Source organism: Jejudonia soesokkakensis (assembly GCF_042664795.1).
Lineage (GTDB): Bacteria > Bacteroidota > Bacteroidia > Flavobacteriales > Flavobacteriaceae > Jejudonia > Jejudonia soesokkakensis.
The window spans coordinates 260,556-280,169 of the sequence record NZ_JBHTBN010000005.1; the positions used below are offsets into that span (position 1 = coordinate 260,556).

General features: G+C 35.8%; 19 protein-coding genes and 2 tRNA genes. 8 read left to right on the top strand and 13 right to left on the bottom strand.

Annotated elements, in window-relative coordinates; translation table 11 throughout:
• From ACFQO1_RS11080 to ACFQO1_RS11095, 4 genes are all read right to left on the bottom strand, one after another.
• Positions 1-1,458, bottom strand: coding sequence for a phytoene desaturase family protein (locus tag ACFQO1_RS11080; RefSeq protein ID WP_380218135.1), 1,458 nt, complete (start codon positions 1,456-1,458; stop codon positions 1-3).
• A gap of 52 nt (positions 1,459-1,510) precedes the next feature.
• Positions 1,511-2,422 carry a MerR family transcriptional regulator gene (locus tag ACFQO1_RS11085; RefSeq protein WP_380218136.1) on the bottom strand — a complete coding sequence of 304 codons (912 nt, stop codon included), beginning with the start codon at positions 2,420-2,422 and terminating at the stop codon, positions 1,511-1,513.
• 142 nt (positions 2,423-2,564) lie between these two features.
• A tRNA-Leu gene (locus ACFQO1_RS11090) sits at positions 2,565-2,647 on the bottom strand.
• Between the two features lie 87 nt (positions 2,648-2,734).
• Positions 2,735-2,807: transfer RNA gene (locus tag ACFQO1_RS11095), tRNA-Lys, on the bottom strand.
• Between the two features lie 116 nt (positions 2,808-2,923).
• Between ACFQO1_RS11095 and ACFQO1_RS11100 the strand changes: the two genes are divergently transcribed.
• Positions 2,924-3,442, top strand: a complete 519-nt coding sequence (locus tag ACFQO1_RS11100) for a shikimate kinase (RefSeq protein WP_380218137.1) — start codon at positions 2,924-2,926, stop codon at positions 3,440-3,442.
• Here the strand turns inward: ACFQO1_RS11100 and ACFQO1_RS11105 are convergent.
• A complete protein-coding gene (locus ACFQO1_RS11105; RefSeq protein WP_380218138.1) occupies positions 3,434-3,937 on the bottom strand; it encodes a phosphoribosyltransferase family protein in 504 nt (167 codons plus the stop codon). The two genes, ACFQO1_RS11100 and ACFQO1_RS11105, sit on opposite strands and share 9 nt — an antisense overlap.
• A 33-nt stretch (positions 3,938-3,970) precedes the next feature.
• Positions 3,971-4,342, bottom strand: a complete 372-nt coding sequence (locus tag ACFQO1_RS11110; RefSeq protein ID WP_380218139.1) for an RNA-binding S4 domain-containing protein — start codon at positions 4,340-4,342, stop codon at positions 3,971-3,973.
• A 78-nt stretch (positions 4,343-4,420) separates the two neighbouring features.
• On the opposite strand from ACFQO1_RS11110, the gene ACFQO1_RS11115 reads away from it, so the two are divergent.
• Positions 4,421-5,326 (top strand): FKBP-type peptidyl-prolyl cis-trans isomerase, encoded by a 906-nt coding sequence (locus tag ACFQO1_RS11115; RefSeq protein ID WP_380218140.1) that lies wholly within the window; start codon positions 4,421-4,423, stop codon positions 5,324-5,326.
• 102 nt (positions 5,327-5,428) lie between these two features.
• Here the strand turns inward: ACFQO1_RS11115 and ACFQO1_RS11120 are convergent, their stop codons facing one another.
• Both ACFQO1_RS11120 and ACFQO1_RS11125 read right to left on the bottom strand, forming a co-directional pair.
• Positions 5,429-6,382, bottom strand: coding sequence for a transketolase family protein (locus tag ACFQO1_RS11120; protein ID WP_380218141.1), 954 nt, complete (start codon positions 6,380-6,382; stop codon positions 5,429-5,431).
• Positions 6,383-6,418: 36 nt separating this feature from the next.
• Entirely contained in the window at positions 6,419-7,264 is an 846-nt protein-coding gene (locus tag ACFQO1_RS11125) for a transketolase (protein ID WP_380218160.1), read from the bottom strand.
• A 189-nt stretch (positions 7,265-7,453) separates the two neighbouring features.
• Between ACFQO1_RS11125 and tgt the strand changes: the two genes are divergently transcribed.
• The 6 genes from tgt to ACFQO1_RS11155 all read left to right on the top strand — a co-directional run bounded on the left by tgt (position 7,454) and on the right by ACFQO1_RS11155 (position 14,646).
• Entirely contained in the window at positions 7,454-8,584 is a 1,131-nt protein-coding gene (gene tgt, locus ACFQO1_RS11130) for a tRNA guanosine(34) transglycosylase Tgt (protein WP_380218142.1), read from the top strand.
• Between the two features lie 2 nt (positions 8,585-8,586).
• Positions 8,587-9,666: an LptF/LptG family permease gene (locus tag ACFQO1_RS11135; protein ID WP_380218143.1), complete on the top strand. Its 1,080-nt coding sequence runs from the start codon at positions 8,587-8,589 to the stop codon at positions 9,664-9,666.
• Positions 9,653-10,546 carry a DMT family transporter gene (locus ACFQO1_RS11140; protein WP_380218145.1) on the top strand — a complete coding sequence of 298 codons (894 nt, stop codon included), beginning with the start codon at positions 9,653-9,655 and terminating at the stop codon, positions 10,544-10,546. The genes ACFQO1_RS11135 and ACFQO1_RS11140 overlap by 14 nt, the downstream gene beginning before the upstream one ends.
• A gap of 62 nt (positions 10,547-10,608) precedes the next feature.
• Complete coding sequence (locus ACFQO1_RS11145) at positions 10,609-11,562, top strand: acetyl-CoA carboxylase carboxyltransferase subunit alpha (protein WP_380218146.1); 954 nt, start codon at positions 10,609-10,611, stop codon at positions 11,560-11,562.
• A gap of 155 nt (positions 11,563-11,717) precedes the next feature.
• On the top strand, positions 11,718-13,271 hold the full coding sequence (gene dnaB / locus ACFQO1_RS11150; RefSeq protein ID WP_380218147.1) for a replicative DNA helicase: 1,554 nt from the start codon (positions 11,718-11,720) through the stop codon (positions 13,269-13,271).
• A gap of 112 nt (positions 13,272-13,383) precedes the next feature.
• Positions 13,384-14,646 (top strand): asparagine synthetase B, encoded by a 1,263-nt coding sequence (locus ACFQO1_RS11155; RefSeq protein WP_380218148.1) that lies wholly within the window; start codon positions 13,384-13,386, stop codon positions 14,644-14,646.
• Position 14,647: 1 nt separating this feature from the next.
• Here the strand turns inward: ACFQO1_RS11155 and ACFQO1_RS11160 are convergent, their stop codons facing one another.
• The 5 genes from ACFQO1_RS11160 to thrS form a co-directional block, all read right to left on the bottom strand.
• Positions 14,648-15,589 (bottom strand): OmpA family protein, encoded by a 942-nt coding sequence (locus ACFQO1_RS11160; protein ID WP_380218149.1) that lies wholly within the window; start codon positions 15,587-15,589, stop codon positions 14,648-14,650.
• Between the two features lie 96 nt (positions 15,590-15,685).
• On the bottom strand, positions 15,686-16,030 hold the full coding sequence (gene rplT / locus ACFQO1_RS11165; RefSeq protein ID WP_380218151.1) for a 50S ribosomal protein L20: 345 nt from the start codon (positions 16,028-16,030) through the stop codon (positions 15,686-15,688).
• Between the two features lie 96 nt (positions 16,031-16,126).
• Positions 16,127-16,324 (bottom strand): 50S ribosomal protein L35, encoded by a 198-nt coding sequence (gene rpmI, locus ACFQO1_RS11170; protein WP_380218152.1) that lies wholly within the window; start codon positions 16,322-16,324, stop codon positions 16,127-16,129.
• A 78-nt stretch (positions 16,325-16,402) separates the two neighbouring features.
• The gene (infC, locus tag ACFQO1_RS11175; protein WP_380218161.1) at positions 16,403-16,915 is read right to left on the bottom strand and encodes a translation initiation factor IF-3; all 513 of its coding nucleotides are present in this window, start codon (positions 16,913-16,915) and stop codon (positions 16,403-16,405) included.
• Positions 16,916-16,973: 58 nt separating this feature from the next.
• Complete coding sequence (gene thrS, locus ACFQO1_RS11180; protein ID WP_380218153.1) at positions 16,974-18,920, bottom strand: threonine--tRNA ligase; 1,947 nt, start codon at positions 18,918-18,920, stop codon at positions 16,974-16,976.
• Between the last annotated feature and the right edge of the window lie 694 nt (positions 18,921-19,614).

Consider the following 19,614-nt stretch of genomic DNA (forward strand, 5'->3'; position numbering starts at 1 on the left):
TTATTTTTTTTCAATTAAACCTGCTACTAATTTTCCTGAAATAAGTGAAGGTGGAACGCCCGGCCCCGGTACACTTAGCTGTCCTGTAAAAAACAAATTCTTTACTTTTTTGCTTTTTAGCTTTGGACGTAAAAAAGCAGTTTGTAGTAGTGTATTTGCTAAGCCATAGGCATTGCCTTTATATGAATTGTAATCTTCTATAAAATCATTAATACAAAACGACTCTTTAAATATAACGTAATTTTTTACTTCTTGGTTGGTTAGCTTTTCAAATCTATTCATGATGATGCTAAAGTATTTTTCACGTAATGCTGAAGTATCTTCAAGTCCTGGTGCTAGCGGTATTAAAAAGATACCAGCTTCTTTACCTTCTGGTGCAGCATTTTTATCAGTTTTTGAAGGAAAGCTTGCGTAGAAGAGCGGATTTTCTGGCCAGGCTGGAGTGTCATAGATTTCTCTTGCATGTGCTTCAAAATCTACATCAAAGAAAAGGGTATGATGTTCTACATTTTTTAATTTTTTATCAAAACCTACGTAGAAAAGTAACGAAGAGGGTGCAAATGTTTTTTTCTCCCAATAACTTTCAGAATACTGACGGTGTGGAACATCTAATAGAGTTTCAGTATGATGATAATCTGCTCCGCTTAAAATAATATCTGCCTTAATTTCTTCGGAATTTACAATAATAGATGTAGCTGTTTTATCTGAAACATTAATTTTTTCTACGTTCTGATTGGTCTTAATTGTGACCCCTAATTCTTCGGCAAGAGCTTTCATTCCTTTTATTACAGAATACATGCCATCTACTGGGTGAAACGTTCCTAGTCCAAAATCTGCATAATTCATAAAACTGTAAAAGGCAGGTGTATTTGAAGGTTTTGCACCTAGAAATAGAACAGGAAACTCAAGGATGGAAACTAATCTGGGATTATTAAACTCCTTTCGCACCTGTTTACTAATCGTACTGAAAAATTGCCCTACTTTTTTCATGGTAACAGGGGTAACCAATTCTAAAGGTGAAACACCAGGTCTGTAGACAAGGTCTTTGATCGCAATATTGTAATTGTCTTGTGCAGCATCCATAAACTTTTTAAGCTTGAGAGAGCTTCCAGGCTCTTCAGCTTCGAAAGCTGCACTTATTTTTTCCAAGGTATCTTCTATAGTAATAAAATCTCCTTCTCCAAAATAGACACTATAGGCAGGGCTTAATTTTATAAGGTCGTAATAATCTGAAGGATCTTTTCCAAAATCATTATAAAACCGTTCAAAGACATCTGGCATCCAGTACCAGGTTGGTCCTATATCAAAAGTAAAACCATCTTTTTTAAGTTGGCGTGCTCTACCACCTACCGTATTGTTTTTTTCATAAATAGTGACCGTATTCCCTGCTTTTGAAAGATACGAAGCGGCCGCTAATGAAGAAAACCCAGAACCTATAATTGCGATATTCTTTCCCATTTGTTTAACAAATTTAAGTTTTCTTGAAACAAAAATCCGATATTTTATTTTTTTATGAAATTTTTACCATTTCAATTTTTTGGTAGAACTCGTCAAAATCATTCAATATAAAAATGTTTTCTGGTATTTTATTTTTTTTAATGCATTGTGTTTTAGGACCTAGAAGCCAGAATTCGGGCTGATTGTTTTTGTCAATTTTGCTCGTAATTTTTTCAATAAACTTTTTAACATTAACTTCTTCAGGTTGAATAGTAAGGTACGTGACAAAAACCACTTCTTGCTTGTGTTCTAATAAGTTTTTCAAATCTGAAATAGGGATGCTGGTGCCAAGATAAATTACGTTCAGCCCGGCTCTTGTCAATTCATATTGGGCATACATTAAACCAATATCATGCAATTCATTTCTAGGTAAGAAAAGTGCAAATGTTGGAGAATCTGAATCTGAAGTTGATTCTTGTGCAACATCAATGTTAATTATGATCTTTTGTTTGATCGCTTCTGAAATAAAACTTTCATGAATAGGGTCTATAGTGCCTGTTTGCCATAGCATGCCAATTTCACTAAGAAGTTTTATAAACACATTTTTAAAGATATAAGTGAAATCATACTTTTCTCGAAGAACTTGGTATGTTTCATTAAAAAGATGGATGTTAAATTCTAACATGGCCGATTTGAACATTTTTAGCGCATAGTCATCTGAATGTTCAAGGGCTATTTTTTTTACCTCACTTTTTATCTCTTGATCTTTTAGCTTGGCAATTTTAGAAATTTTATGACCGTCATTATAGAGAAAGGCGATATTTAAAATACGTTTTAAACTATCATTATTATATTTTCTAATATTAGTATCGGTTCTTTCGGGATGAAGTAGATTATATCTTTTTTCCCAGATACGAATGGTATGTGCTTTTACACCTGTTAAATTTTCAAGGTCTTTAATACTAAATTGAGATTTTACTTGCATAAGAGAGCACGCCAAAAAATGAGATGTGAAAGTACTAAAACTTTAAGTATAATATCTATTATGTAGGATTTTCCTTTAGTAGTATATATGATTATAATACGATAAAACTAAAAAAAAAGCTACTTTTTTCAAAATAGCTTTGTACCCGGGATGGGACTTGAACCCACACGCCCAAAGGACACATGGCCCTCAACCATGCCTGTCTACCAATTCCAGCACCCGGGTGAATTATCTGAGTACTTGTTTATATTTGAAACCTATTTCGTAACGGCTATAAACAAAAAAAGTTAAACAAAGAGTTTAACTTTTTTGTGACCAGTCTGGGGCTCGAACCCAGGACCACCTCCTTAAAAGGGAGGTGCTCTACCAACTGAGCTAACTGGTCTTCGCTAATGCGGGTGCAAATATACTATCATTATATTAGATTTTCAAAGCTATTTTAAATTAAATTTGATAAAATTTAATTTGGTAGTTTTAACCCTTGATTTTTAAGAAAAAAGCATGCAAATAATTTTAGTTGGTTACATGGGAAGTGGAAAATCGTATGTAGGAAATCTACTTGCCGAAGTAATAAATTACCCTTTTATAGATCTTGATTCTTATATAGAAAAAAGGGAAGGATATAGTATTTCAGAAATTTTTCAGAAGAAAGGGGAGCTTTATTTCAGAAAAAAGGAAACGGCTTATTTAAAAGAAATTCTTTCAGAAAAAAGTAATTTAATTTTAGCTACAGGAGGTGGTACTCCTTGTTATGGAGCAAATAATGACCTAATTAATTCAAAAGGAGCATCTACAATATATCTAAAAACAACGATTGAAGAATTGGTTGAGAGATTGTTTTCAGAAAAATCGAAACGTCCTTTGATTGAGCACCTTACAACTAAAGCGCTATTAGAAGACTTTATAAGAAAGCATTTGTTTGAAAGGAGTTTTTATTATAACCAATCACAACGAGTTATCACAACAGATAATAAGTCTAGAGAGCAAATCGTAGAAGAAATTGTTGCAGGTTTATTCTAAAACGGCCCGATTATTATTGGGTTCAAATATCACCGAAACATTCTCATTAAGAGATGTCGAAAGGGAGATTCCTTTAAAATCTGCTTTTATAGGATATTTCTTATGATTTCGATCTACTAGCACAGCTGTTTTAAACTGTTTTAAAGGTACCTCAAGAAAGTGTTTCACGCCGTAAATAAGTGTGGTGCCAGAATGTAGTACATCATCTACCAAAACAACCGACTTGTTTGTATAGCTTTCTGATGGTATAGAAGTAGTAACAGCTTCGGTAGGTTTCTTTTTATTGATTTTTACTTCGCAAAGCTCAATTTTAATTGGAGATATTTTTTCAACAGCTGTTTTTAATTTTTTTGCAAAAAGAAAACCATTCTCTTTAATACCTGCAATAATTATCTTTTCCTCAGTATGGTTAGCTTCATAAATTTGATAGGCAATACGCCTAATTTTATGAGCTATCTGTTTTTTGTCGAGTATAATTGTTGTTGTGTCTTGCATGGTCTTTTGCTTTATTCAAATATACTAAAGGTTTTATTCTTCTTCACTTGTATAATTTGCAATATCCCGGCGGTCTTTTTTGGTAGGTCTCCCTGTACCTTTTTTGCGATAGTATTTTTTTGCAAATTGTAGTAACTCTTGATTTTCAAATGCGTCTTTGGGAGTAGTGTCCTTTCGGTACATATCTACAAGCTTTGCACCTAGTCTGTTTTGAGGTAAATCTAATACTGTAAGCGAATAATTGATTTGGTTTTTGCGAACTGTAACGGCGTCTCCAGGATAAACATCTCTGGCAGGTTTTACAAGGTCTCCATTGACTCGTATGGCGCCTTTTTTACAGGCATTTGTAGCGATACTGCGGGTTTTAAAATACCGAATACACCATAAATATTTATCAATACGCATACCAATTTTAAAAAACAACGTTAATAGTAAGAGCAAAAATAATCGAAAATTGTATCTTGCGCCCACAAAAAATAAACTATGAATAAAAAATTTTTCTTATACCCATTTTTGGCTTTAACTATTTTATTACTAAGTGCTTGTGGGGATGATGATGATGGAGATGACTCAACACCGGCAAGGGATCGCGGAGAAGAAGCGATAGCTGCGCAATTAGAAATAGAAACCTATTTAGGAAGTCATTTTTATAACTATGAAGAGTTTGCTAATCCGCCAGCAGATTTTGATAATAAAGTCAGGATCGATACAATTGCTGGGGAGAATGCAGATAAAATTCCATTACTTGAGCAAGTAGAATTTAAGATTGTTCAAGACCGATTTGAAGAGGATGTGGAATACAAATTATACTTTTTAAAAGTTACCCAGGGTGGAGGAGACTCTCCAAACTTTCCAGATATTGTTAATGTAACCTATGATGGTTTTAATTTAGAAGGTGAAGTTTTTGATAGTTCATTAATACCTGCACAATTTGATCTCACTCTTACTATAGATGGATTTCAGGATGTCTTAGTAGAATTTAATGGGGCAAGTGTAATTATTGATAATCCAGATGGGTCAATTTCTTATGAGAACTTTGGAATAGGAGCAATGTTCGTTCCTTCTGGGTTAGGATATTTTGACAATGCTGCAATTTCATCCTCTTTAGAAGCCTATTCTCAGTTGGTCTTTACTTTTCAGTTAATAGATGCTAGAGTAGGTGATCAAGATAATGACGGTATTCCTTCCATTATGGAAGATTTAAATTTGAATAATAGAGTTGATGATGATGATACCGACGAAGATTTAAGGCCTAATTATTTTGATAGTGATGATGATAATGACGGAAGACCTACTCGCGATGAAATTGAAATTGATTCTCAGGGGAATATTACCTTCCCAGATGTGGATGGTGATGGAATACCAGATTATTTAGATGCTGATAGTTAATTCGGAAAGAGTTATATATTTAAAACGCCTTACACATTGTAAGGCGTTTTTGATTTGGCTCCTATCATTACATATGTTACATAGGATTGCAAAAAAAGATTGTTATTTTCTTTTTAGTACTTTTTCTGAAGCTTTTACAATAGCTTCAGCATTTAGACCATATTTTTCCATAAGTTGCTCTGGAGTTCCAGATTCACCAAACGTATCTTGTGTGGCAACAAATTCTTGCGGGGTTGGATGACTTTCAGAAAGTATTCTCGCTACACTTTCGCCAAGACCTCCCAGATAATTGTGTTCTTCGGCAGTTACAATACAGCCTGTTTTCTTAACGCTTTTTACAATAGCGTCTTTGTCGAGAGGTTTTATAGTATGAATATTTACAACCTCGGCAGAAATTCCTTTTTCGTTTAGCGTTTCAGCAGCCTGAAGCGCTTCCCAAACCAAATGACCTGTAGCGACAATAGTTACGTCATTTCCTTCCTGAAGCTGCACCGCTTTCCCTATTTTAAAATTTTGATCTTCTGCAGTAAAATTAGCTACTTTGGGTCTTCCGAAGCGCAAATAAACAGGGCCTTTATGTTCTGCGATGGCGATTGTCGCAGCCTTTGTTTGGTTGTAATCACAAGTGTTAATTACGGTCATGCCAGGTAGCATTTTCATCAAGCCAAGATCTTCAAGAATTTGATGGGTTGCTCCATCCTCACCTAAAGTAACACCGGCATGGGATGCACATATTTTTACATTTTTACCACTATAAGCAATGCTTTGTCTAATCTGATCGTATACACGTCCTGTTGAGAAGTTAGCAAATGTTCCTGTAAAGGGTATTTTGCCACCTATAGTCATACCAGCAGCCATTCCCATCATATTAGCTTCGGCAATTCCCACTTGAAAAAAGCGCTCTGGGTGATTTTCTTTAAACTCGTCCATCTTTAAAGAACCTGTTAGATCTGCACATAAAGCCACTACATTTTCATTGGTCTTTCCTAATGCTGTCAATCCGGCTCCAAAACCTGAACGTGTATCCTTTTTTCCGCTGTCTGTATATTTTTTCATAGTACTTGCCCGCCTTAGCGGATAATTTTTTGTTGATTAATAATCACCTAAAGTTTCTGGATTTTGAGCTAAAGCATTTTCTAGCTGCTCGTCATTGGGTGCTTTACCATGCCAGGCATGTGTATGCATCATAAAATCAACACCATGTCCCATAACAGTATGTAGTAACACACAAATTGGTTTGCCGTTTCCAGTTTTCTTCTTTGCAGTTTTCATTCCGTCAAGTATGGATTCTAGGTCGTTCCCTTTATTGATAATTACAACCTCCCATCCAAAAGCTTCAAACTTTTCTTTTACATTTCCTAGCGGAAGCACATTTTGAGTCGATCCATCAATTTGCTGTCCATTTAGATCAATGGTGACAATTAAATTATCTATGTTGTTTCCTGCAGCATACATAATCGCTTCCCAATTCTGTCCTTCCTGCAATTCTCCGTCCCCGCAAAGAGTGTATATTAAATGAGAGTCCTTATTTAATTTTTTTGTTTCTGCAGCTCCAATTGCTACGGAAATTCCCTGTCCTAATGAGCCAGAAGCGACTCTAATTCCTGGTAGTCCTTCATGAGTTGTTGGATGCCCCTGTAAGCGAGAATCTAATAATCTGAAGGTATTTAGCTCTTCTACAGGAAAATATCCAGAACGTGCCAAAACACTATAAAAAACGGGAGAAATATGACCATTGGAAAGAAAAAATAAATCTTCACCTTTTCCATCCATATCAAACTCTTTTTTTCTATCCATAAGCTCTTGATAGAGCGCGACAAAAAATTCTGTACAACCTAGTGATCCGCCAGGATGACCAGAGTTAACTTTATGGACCTGTCGTAAAATATCCCTTCGTACTTGGATCACTAAATCATTAAGTTCTTTAATAGTAGGCATAAATGTATCATTTTTTAGATGTTTCAAAAGTACGGTATTCGACGTGTGATCCAAAGTGGAATAAGAGTCACTTATTAACGATTTAGAGCTTTTGTTAACAGAACAGAGCAGCTTTCATTGTTGGGTAATTTCATTTTGCTTCTAGGGATTTATTCTATCTTTGCGCTTTCAGAAACACAACATTTTTTAATGAACTTCAAACTAACAGCAACAGATCAAAATTCACAAGCCAGAGCAGGAACGATAACTTTGGATCATGGACCCATAGAAACTCCTATTTTTATGCCAGTAGGCACTGTTGCAACTGTAAAAGGGGTACATCAAAAAGAATTGCGTGAAGAAATTAATCCTGACATTATTCTAGGTAATACCTATCATTTATACCTACGTCCGCAAACCGATATTATTGAAAAAGCGGGCGGTCTTCATAAATTTATGAACTGGGACCGGAATATTCTAACAGACAGTGGAGGTTACCAAGTGTATTCACTTTCAGCAAATCGAAAAATAAAAGAAGAAGGTGTAAAATTTAAGTCGCATATCGATGGAAGTTATCACACCTTTACACCAGAAAATGTCATGGAAATTCAGCGTACCATTGGCGCTGATATAATTATGGCATTTGATGAATGCACACCGTATCCTTGTGATTACAACTATGCTAAACGCTCAATGCATATGACACATCGCTGGTTAGAAAGATGTATAAGTCACCTTGAGAAGCTTCCGTTTAAATATGATTACAAACAAACCTTTTTTCCAATAGTTCAGGGAAGTACCTACAAAGATCTGCGTAAACAATCTGCCGAGTATATTGCGGGTGTAGGAGCAGAAGGAAATGCTATTGGCGGACTTTCAGTTGGAGAACCTGCTGAGGAGATGTACGAAATGACCGAAGTGGTGACTGCAATACTTCCTAAAGAAAAACCACGTTATCTAATGGGAGTTGGCACTCCAATCAATCTGCTTGAAAATATTGCCTTGGGAATTGATATGTTTGATTGTGTCATGCCTACACGTAATGGTAGAAACGGAATGATCTTTACTGCTCATGGTACCCTAAATATGAAAAACAAAAAATGGGAAGCAGATTTTTCTGCCTTAGATGAAATGGGTATTACGTGGGTAGATACCGAATATAGTAAAGCGTATGTGCGTCATTTATTTACTGTCAATGAAATGCTAGGGCGACAAATTTGTACGATTCACAATCTGGGCTTTTATCTGTGGCTAATGCGAGAAGCCAGAAAACATATAATTGCTGGTGATTTTACCTCATGGAAAAATAAAATGGTACAACAAATGGATAAACGGTTATAACGATGTTGAGTATCCTTGATAAGTATATTTTAAAGAAATATCTGGGCACCTTTGGGCTTATGTTATTGCTTTTTATACCAATAGGAATTACTGTTCACCTTGCTGAAAAAATTGATAAAATATTAGAAAACGAAGTGCCTTTTATAACGGTAGCCCTCTATTTTGTTGATTTTACTATTTACTTCGCAAACCTTCTTTTTCCTTTGTTCTTGTTTCTTTCGGTAATTTGGTTTACTTCAAAACTGGCAAATAATACAGAGGTAATCGCTTTTTTAAGTAGTGGAGTTTCATATTACAGATTTTTAAGACCTTATATGATTGGGGCAACCATTGTATGTATAGGAGGAATATTTCTAGGAATGTACCTCGCTCCAAGTGCAAGTGAAGGGTTTAACGAGTTTTCATATAAATACCTAAAAAAGGGAAAAAAGGATCGGGACCAATCCAATGTATATCGACAAATTAACGACAATGACTATATTTATGTTAGTTATTTTAATGTCAAGAATCAATCAGGTAGCAACTTTACTTTAGAACATTTTGAAGGCAATGAGATGAAGTATAAAATTTCTGCAGGAAATATTAGGTATAATGATAAGGATAGTACCTATACGTTAAGTAATTATACAAAACGAACAGTAGGGGAGGACGAAGATATTCTAGAAACAAGACCTAAAGTAGATACCACCTTTACTTTTGAAATGGAGGATCTCACACCCGTAGATTATATTGCCGAAACCAAAAATTTCACAGAGCTTCGGACTTTTATAAAACGTGAAAAAGCACGCGGATCTTCTTACATTAACAGATATGAAGTTGTACAATACAAAAGAATAAGTTTACCAATTTCTGCTTATATATTAACGATAATCGCAGTAGCAGTATCTTCGGTCAAAAGACGGGGGGGAATGGGTATTAACCTCGCTATTGGAATTGCAGTTGGGATGGTGTTTGTCTTTTTTGATAAAATCTTTGGTACTATGGCAGAGCAAAGTGATATGTCGCCCTTGGTTGCGACTTGGTTGCCAAATATTGTTTTTGGTATTTTAGCACTTTATCTGTTACGCAATGCAAAACGCTAAACTTACCAATTACCTTCATTTACACTTTATCGTTTTTATATGGGGATTTACAGCCGTACTTGGAGCTTTAATATCTATAGGAGCAATCCCTTTGGTGTGGTTTCGAATGGTATTGGCAACTGGCTTTATCGCGCTTTTCATTGGCTATAAAAAGATAGGTCTTAGATTTTCAAAGAAAACTCTGCTGGGTTTTTTATTAGCAGGATTCATCATTGCAGCACATTGGCTGGCTTTTTTTGGAGCAATTAAAGTTTCAAATGTTTCAGTTACGCTGGCAATCATGTCTACCGGGGCTTTCTTTACTTCGTTATTAGAACCCCTTTTTTATAAGCGAAAAGTTATAGGATATGAAGTGCTATTTGGACTTTTAGTTGTTGTGGGGCTGTACATAATATTTAATGTAGAAACCGAATATATCTTCGGAATCCTCCTCGCATTGTGTGCTTCTTTTTTAGGGGCTTTGTTTTCAGTGATTAACGGAAAATTTGCAACAAAGTATAATGCTTCAGCAATTTCATTTTATGAATTAGGCTTCGGAATGTTATGCATAACAGTCTACTTAGCTTTCAGCGGAAGCTTTACAGCAAACTTTTTTGTCTTAACAGCCAATGACTGGATTTTACTCCTATTGCTGGCTTCTGTGTGTACAGCATACGCATTTATAGCTTCCGTACACGTAATGAAGTGGATAAGTCCTTATACCGTAATGCTAACAATAAATATGGAACCTGTATACGGAATCATCCTTGCTTTGCTCTTATTGGGTGATAGCGAAAACATGAGTTCGCAATTTTATTATGGAGCAGCGATCATCCTGCTAACAGTGATCGCAAACGGAATAATTAAAACCCGCAATGAAAGAAAACGCAGGACTTCATAGAAAGCTAACAACAAAATTTTATCTTTGTAAGCTATACTAAAAACTTTTCAAGTAAAATACATATGGAATATCTTGAATTTGAATTACCTATCAAAGAACTACAGGAACAATATGAAAAGGCCTGCCAGATTGGGGAGGACAGTGATGTAGATGTTACCAACACCTGTAAGCAGATAGAAAAGAAACTTAAAGAAACTAAGAAAGAAATCTATAAAAACTTGACGCCTTGGCAGCGAGTTCAATTGTCCAGACACCCTAACCGTCCTTATACAATGGATTACATCAAAGCCATTTGTGGAGATTCATTTTTAGAATTACACGGTGACCGTAATTTTAAGGATGACAAAGCAATGGTTGGCGGACTGGGGAAAATAGGAGATCAAAGCTATATGTTCGTTGGGCAACAAAAGGGCTACAATACCAAAACACGTCAGTATCGAAATTTTGGTATGGCAAATCCAGAAGGTTACCGAAAAGCGCTACGCTTAATGAAATCTGCCGAAAAATTTGGAGTGCCTGTAGTATGCTTAATTGATACACCGGGAGCATTCCCAGGGTTAGAAGCCGAAGAAAGAGGACAGGGTGAAGCTATTGCCCGAAATATCTTAGAAATGACACGCCTTAAAGTACCTATCATCGTTGTGATCATAGGTGAAGGCGCTAGTGGAGGAGCGTTAGGAATAGGCGTTGGAGATAGGGTGTTGATGTTGGAAAATACATGGTACTCGGTCATCTCACCAGAAAGTTGTTCTTCTATATTATGGAGAAGTTGGGAATTCAAAGAAGTTGCTGCCGAAGCACTAAAATTGACAGCGACCGATATGAAAAAACAAAAACTAATCGATGTAATTGTTAAAGAACCATTGGGAGGAGCACATACCAACAGAGAAGATACTTTTAAAACAGTTGCCACTGCAATCGATAAAGAATATAAAGCGTTAAAAGATTTATCACCAAAAGATTTAGTTGAACAACGCATGGACAAATATTCTGAAATGGGAGTCTTTAAAGGATAATTTCAGCAATACCAAGACATTAAAAAATTCGAAGCTGACCCTTCGAATTTTTTTTGTGGTTATTAACATGTTATCTGTAGTTTTCAACAATTAGATGTAGATATTCACGTTCAAATTACAACGCATACTCTTAACATTTTCTTTACATTCGTGCCATGGAAAAACTAAAGCCCCAGCAATCATATGCATCTCGTTCTGCGCAAGTAATTTCGCTTGAAAAAGGAAAAATTCCACCTCAAGCTATTGATTTGGAAGAAGTTGTGCTTGGAGCTATGATGATTGATAAAAAAGGTGTGGATGAGGTAATTGATATTTTGTCTGATGATGTTTTCTATAAAGAAGCTCACCAACATATATTTGCAGCCATACATACACTCTTCGAAAATAGTGAGCCGGTTGACTTATTAACCGTTTCGGCTCAATTAAAAAGAGAACAAAAGTTGGATGTTTCTGGAGGTGAATTTTACCTGGTTCAACTAACCCAAAAAGTATCTTCCTCGGCACATATTGAGTTTCATGCGCGTATAATTCTTCAGAAGTATATTCAACGTAGTTTAATTAAAATTTCGAACGAAATAATCGAAGACTCCTACGATGAAACAACCGATGTTTTTGATCTGTTAGACACAGCAGAATCTAAATTATACGAAATTACTCAAGGCAATATTAAGCGTTCTTCTGAAACTGCACAGCAATTAGTAATACAGGCAAAGAAAAAAATTGAAGAAATTGCAAATAAGGAAGGACTTTCGGGAGTACCTTCAGGGTTTGACAAGGTAGATAAGCTCACTTCTGGTTGGCAGCCTAGTGATTTAATCATTATCGCAGCACGTCCTGGTATGGGTAAGACAGCATTAACCTTGTCTATGGCTCGAAATATTGCTGTAGAACATAACATTCCTGTGGCATTTTTCTCACTGGAGATGTCCTCGGTGCAATTAATTACTCGATTAATTTCTTCCGAAACAGGATTGTCTTCTGAAAAGCTGAGAACAGGTAACCTTGAAAAGCATGAATGGGAACAGTTGAATGTAAAAGTAAAAGGGCTGGAGAAAGCACCTTTATTTATTGACGACACTCCTTCATTATCTATTTTTGATCTTCGGGCCAAGGCAAGACGTTTGTCTTCCCAACACGGAATTAAACTTATTGTGGTAGATTACCTTCAGTTAATGACAGCAGGCGGCAGTCAGAAGGGTGGGAATCGTGAACAAGAAATTTCTACCATTTCCCGAAACTTGAAAGCCTTGGCAAAAGAATTAAACGTACCTGTTATTGCCCTTTCACAATTATCCCGTGCGGTTGAAACCCGTGGAGGAAGTAAAAGACCTTTGTTAAGTGACCTTAGAGAATCTGGTGCTATTGAGCAGGATGCCGATATTGTATCGTTTATTTACCGCCCAGAATATTATAAAATTGACGAATGGGATGATGAAGAGCGTACGCCAACCGATGGGCAAGCCGAGTTTATCGTAGCTAAACACCGTAATGGAGGATTGGACGAAATAAGACTTCGATTTGTAGGTCATTTAGGTAAGTTTGAAAATTTAGAGACTTTTAATTTTACCAATGAAATTCATTCAAAAATGAATGCTGCCGCCAATGACGACACTTTTAAAACAGACAATCTCCCGAGTCCTGATGAAGCTTTTGGAAGTTCGATGAATGATGACTTGTCCGGTTCAAATGACGATGAGGTTCCTTTTTAATTCATTATAATAACCTATTTTAATTCCTTTGTAGTGACTACTTTGGCGTAGTATTTGCCGTTATCGCTATGATTCTACCCTAATTTTTAGGTAGAATAGTTATATTTATCCTATGTCAAAATTATTTTCAATTCTCTTTGTTTTATTCTTTTCAATGAATGCCTGGGCTTCCTATATTTTAATCCCCATGGATGCCGAAGGACAAAAAGAACATCTTAAAGCCTACGGAATAACTTACTGGACTCTTGAAAAAAATGCCAAAGTAAAATGGTTGTTGAACTATCGCGGAGGATCTTTTTTATTGCCAGACTCTGAAGAAATTAAAAAAGAATGCCAGATTAGAGGTGTTTCTTTTGAAGTGATATCAGATTCAAAAGCAGAACAAATACTTACATTAATAAGTAGTCCATCTCAAAATATGGAAGCTGTAGTTTTGGAAAAAGCACCAAGAATTGCTGTATATTCTCCAAAAAGTAATTTACCCTGGGATGATGCCGTGACTATGGTCTTAACCTATGCCGAAATACCATATACTACAATTTATGATGAAGAAGTAATGGGTGATCAATTATTGCTTTATGACTGGTTACATTTACATCATGAGGATTTTACAGGTCAATACGGAAAATTCTACAGAAGTTACAGAGCGACACCTTGGTATATTGAAGAAAAGAAAAACGCGGAAGCGTTGGCTGCCAAAATGGGGTATGATAAAGTTTCCGAAGCCAAAAGAGACGTCGCCTTAAAAATTAGGGATTATGTTGTAGGAGGTGGATTTATGTTTGCGATGTGTAGTGCGACCGATAGCTTTGATATTGCATTGGCAGCTTCAGACGGAGTGGATATTTGTGAACCTATGTTTGATGGAGATCCAAGTGACCCTGGGTACCAAAGTAAAATTGATTTCAGAAAAACATTTGCATTTAAAGATTTCACGCTGGAAAGAAACCCTATGGTCTATGAATTTTCTTCCATCGATATGACTGCTAAGCGGAGGATAAATAAAGAAACAGATTATTTTACGTTGATGGATTATTCAGCAAAGTGGGATCCAATTCCTTGCATGTTGGTTCAAAACCATACCGCCCTAGTAAAGGGATTTATGGGACAGACTACTTCCTATGACAGAAATGAAATTAAGTCAAATGTTTTGATAATGGGTGAAAATAAAGCAAACGGTGAGGCTAGATATATCCATGGGATTAAAGGAAAAGGATTTTTCACTTTCTATGGAGGCCATGATCCTGAAGATTACCAGCATCGAGTAGGTGATGCTAAAACAGAGTTGGCGTTGCATCCCAATTCGCCTGGCTATCGGTTAATTTTAAATAACGTATTGTTTCCTGCTGCAAAGAAGAAAAAGCAAAAAACCTAAATTATTTTTTATACTGAAGGTTTTTATAGAAATCTTTTGGAGGTAATACAGTAATTTCTACACGCCTATTCATTTTTTTATTTTCGACGGTTGTATTTTCTAACTTAGGTTTTGTTTCTCCGAAGGCTTTAATATCATAATCATAAAGTGCCTCATAGCCAAGTAGTGCTTCAATTCGATCTTTTACTGTTAGACATCTGTTTTCTGAAAGTACTTGGTTGTATTCATGTTCACCATCACTATCGGTATGACCTTCAATTCGAATTGTAGCTTTGTCTACTTTTTTTATAGTTTCTGAAAGTTCTATAAGTGTTTTATGTGCCTCTTCTTTTAATTGAAACTTTGCAATATCAAAGAGTACATCAGCATTAATCGTTAGTTTGATCACACTATTTACAGCAGCAATAGCATCAATATCGGCTCCGGCCGTTTTACTTTTGCACATTCCTTTCAAATCTGTAATGCGTAGATAATAGTATACTACATCTGTTGGGATTTTATGATCCTCAAGATCAATACTTGATTTTCCTCCACTAATTTTTCCGGCAGCTAACCAGGTATTTCCATCTTCTGAAATTTCAATACTGGCAGACTCCCGCGAGGGTCCAACCTCAAAAATATAAAGATCTCTTCCTGGTAAATTCATAAATCCATTGTCTGTAAATGCGACTGTAATAGTGCCTGCACAACCTATAGAGGTAAAATTTGGGATATGATAATTTTTATAATCTGGTTCGTGCAAACACTGTAGCGGATCACTAAATTTTTCAATAGGTTCAGGAATTCCCATTTTAAAACTGACCAGCGAGTCGGCAAAAGAAATTTTCCCCAATGGAAGATATATAGATTCGTATCTGTCAATACGATATTTCTTGCCTGTTTTCTGGGCAGATACAGGAAGCATAATGATAAAAACAAGTATAAAAATAAGATGTTTACACATGTTAAAAATTTACACTAATATAGAAACTATTTTTTTGGCAATAAAAAACCCACTCTAAAGGAGTGGGTTTTAGTGAAATAATAAGGTGAATAATTCTTATTTTACTTTCTTTACGATCGCTTCAAAAGCTTCTGGATGGTTCATCGCTAAATCGGCAAGTACCTTACGGTTCAATTCGATTCCTGCTTTTTTCATTCCACCCATAAACTGTGAATAAGACATTCCATGCTGACGAGCACCTGCATTGATACGTGTGATCCACAAGGCTCTAAATGTTCTCTTTTTTGCACGACGGTCTCTGTATGAGTAAGACATTGCTTTCTCAACAGCATTTTTTGCAACCGTCCATACGTTTTTACGTCTTCCAAAGTATCCTTTGGCTTGCTTCATTACCTTTTTTCTTCGGGCTCTTGAAGCAACTGAATTTACTGATCTTGGCATAATTTAATTGTTTTTTGTAGCAGGCGATTCAATATTGAATTCTTGTATTGGCCTAACTCCAGGGTTTAAATATTTGTTTTAACCGGTTAAACAGATTTACTTCAAACGAAGCATTTGTTTAACATTACTTTCATCAGCCTCATGAACTAATCCATCATGGGTTAATGCTAACTTGCGCTTTTTAGACTTCTTTGTTAAGATGTGGCTTTTAAACGCATGCTTTCTTTTAATTTTTCCTGTACCTGTTAGCTTAAAACGCTTCTTTGCACTGGATTTTGTTTTTTGTTTCGGCATGTTTCCTTTATTTATTATTATTTCACTTTATATACTCTATAAACGAGTATAACTTTTTATAATGACTCCTTTTGGAGATTATTTCTTTTTGGGAGCAATAAACATAATCATACGTTTGCCCTCTAATTTAGGCATTTGTTCAACCTTTCCAAGTTCCTCAAGTTCCTGAGCTAATTTTAATAACAAAATTTCACCCTGGTCTTTGTATATGATAGAACGACCTTTAAAAAACACATAAGCTTTTAATTTTGCTCCATCTTTTAGAAATTTTTCGGCATGTTTCTTTTTAAACTCATAATCATGATCATCTGTATTAGGACCAAACCTAATTTCCTTGATGGTCACTTTAGTAGCTTTTGCCTTCATTGCCTTCTCGCGTTTCTTTTGCTCGTAGACAAATTTTTTGTAATCCATAACCTTACAAACCGGAGGTTTGGCGTTTGGAGAAATTTCCACAAGATCCAACTCTTGTTCTTCAGCGATTTCTAATGCTTTTTTAATTGGGTATACCCCAATCTCTACATTGTCACCTACGAGTCGTACTTCGTCTTCACGAATCTTTCGGTTAATTCTGTGTTGGTCTTCTTTAATGATCCTTGCAGGACCCCTGCTTCTTTTTCTACGTATTGCTATGGCTATATAATTTTAATTAAACTTTAAATTCTTTTATTTCTTTTTTGACTTCTTCAGAAATCATCTTCCCAAAGTCATCCACAGACATGGTGCCCATATCTCCTTCACTGTGTTTACGTACAGATATCGTGCCGTCTTTTTCCTCTTGTTCCCCTACAATCAACATATACGGCAATTTGTTCATTTCTGCTTCCCGTATTTTCTTCCCAATAGTTTCATTGCGGTTATCTACAAGGGCGCGAATTTCGTGATTTTCAAGCAAATTTAAAACTTTTTCAGCGTATTTTTCATATTTTTCGCTCAATGATAAGATAGTTACCTGTTCTGGCATGAGCCAAAGCGGGAAATTTCCTCCAGTATGTTCGAGTAAAATAGCAATAAAACGCTCCATACTTCCAAAAGGTGCACGGTGAATCATCACAGGTCTGTGAAGCTCATTATCACTCCCTTTATAAGTTAGATCAAAACGCTCTGGCAAATTATAATCAACTTGAATCGTACCTAATTGCCAGCTTCTTCCTAAGGCATCTTTGACCATAAAGTCTAATTTCGGACCATAAAAAGCAGCTTCTCCCGTTTCAACCACATAATCTAGCCCCTTATCTTTAACAGCGCTTAAAATAGCAGCTTCCGCTTTCTCCCATGTAGCAACATCTCCAATATATTTTTCGGGTTTTGTTAAATCTCTAACGGATACTTGCGTGGTAAAATTTTCAAATCCTAAAGATCCAAAAACATACAATACCAAATCAATCACATTTTTAAATTCTGCATCCAATTGATCGGGAGTACAAAAGATGTGCGCATCATCTTGAGTAAAACCACGTACACGAGTTAGTCCATGTAATTCTCCACTCTGTTCATAGCGGTACACCGTTCCAAATTCTGCAAAACGTTTAGGTAAATCTTTGTATGAAAAAGGTTTGTTATTGTAGATTTCACAGTGATGTGGACAGTTCATAGGCTTCAGCATAAATTCTTCCCCTTCATTGGGTGTTTTAATTACCTGAAAACTATCCTCACCATATTTCGCAAAATGGCCAGAAGTTACATATAATTCTTTACTGCCAATATGAGGAGAAACCACCATTTCATATCCAGCCTTTTTCTGAGCTTTTTTCAGAAAATTTTCCAAACGTTCTCTCAGCGCAGCACCTTTTGGAAGCCATAACGGTAATCCTTGACCAACTTTTTGAGAAAAAGTGAATAGTTCCAGTTCTTTCCCCAATTTTCTATGATCCCTCTTTTTTGCCTCTTCCAGTAATGCTAAATATTCTGTTAGCTCTTTTTGCTTCGGAAAACTTACTCCATAAATACGCGTAAGTTGTTTATTTTTCTCATCACCTCTCCAATAAGCACCTGCGATACTCATTAGTTTTACAGCTTTTACAATGCCTGTATTCGGAATGTGACCACCGCGACATAAATCTGTAAAAGTATCATGATCACAAAAAGTGATAGTTCCGTCCTCCAGATTTTCTATGAGCTCAACTTTATACTCGTTATTTTGCTTTTTATAATACTCAAGAGCTTCATTTTTTGACATTGATCGCATCGAAAACTCATGCTTGCCACGAGCAATCTCAAGCATTTTTTTCTCGACGTCTGCTAAATCTTTCTCGGCAAACGTTCGGTCGCCAAAATCCACATCATAATAAAAACCAGTATCGATTGCAGGTCCTATCGTTAATTTAACCCCTGGGTACAGTTCTTCAAGAGCTTGCGCTAAAATATGAGCAGAAGAGTGCCAGAAGGCTGTTTTTCCTTCTGGATTATTCCAGGTGTATAAAACAAGACTACCATCTTCAGTAAGTGGGGTAGAGGCTTCGACTGTTGTATTATTAAATGAAGCTGAAATCACATTTCTTGCAAGACCTTCACTAATACTTTTAGCGACATCCATAGGAGTCACTCCAGATTCAAATTGTTTTACACTTCCATCTGGCAGGGTAATCGCAATCATAGATTAAGTTTTTATACTTAGCTTATGTGCTAAGCAGGCGCAAAGATACTACGATTACAATCGTTTTACAATACACAATGTAAAGTTGTTTTTAGAATGTTTATTTTGGGTGTTGCGACACTTGAGTTTGCTACTCAAGTGTCGCCAGGCTTTCGCCAGTCGCTTCCAGACGGCATCGTCTGGGGAGCTCCAACAATGGCTCAATCCCTAACACAGAAATGCGGGTGTTGCGGCATGTACATTATTTAGTATATATATAAAGGTATAAGGCGCTATAGAAAAGGGGTTAAATGCTAAATTAAACGAAGTCAATTGCTTGCAAAACCTTCAAAAAAAAGATTAAAAAAAGTTGAAAATAATTTTGGTGGTGTTCTAAAAAGGGTTGTATATTTGCACCCGCTTAGAGAAAGAAGTATTACTTCAAAATTCAAAAGCAAAATAAGTTCATTTTTTTCTGAAATTATTTAAAAAAAACATTGCAGTTGTAAAAAACTGTTGTACATTTGCACCCGCTAAAACAATGAGTGACTCAAAAACATGATTTGAATACGCGAAGCAAAGTATTAAAAGTTCATTGATATATTGAAATTGACAGCGTATGGGTTTGGATTGGAAACAATTCGGACTTGTATTGAAAACTAAACTAAGAGAAATAGATTTACCTTGAGAATTTTTTAATGAGTTCAAGCTTATT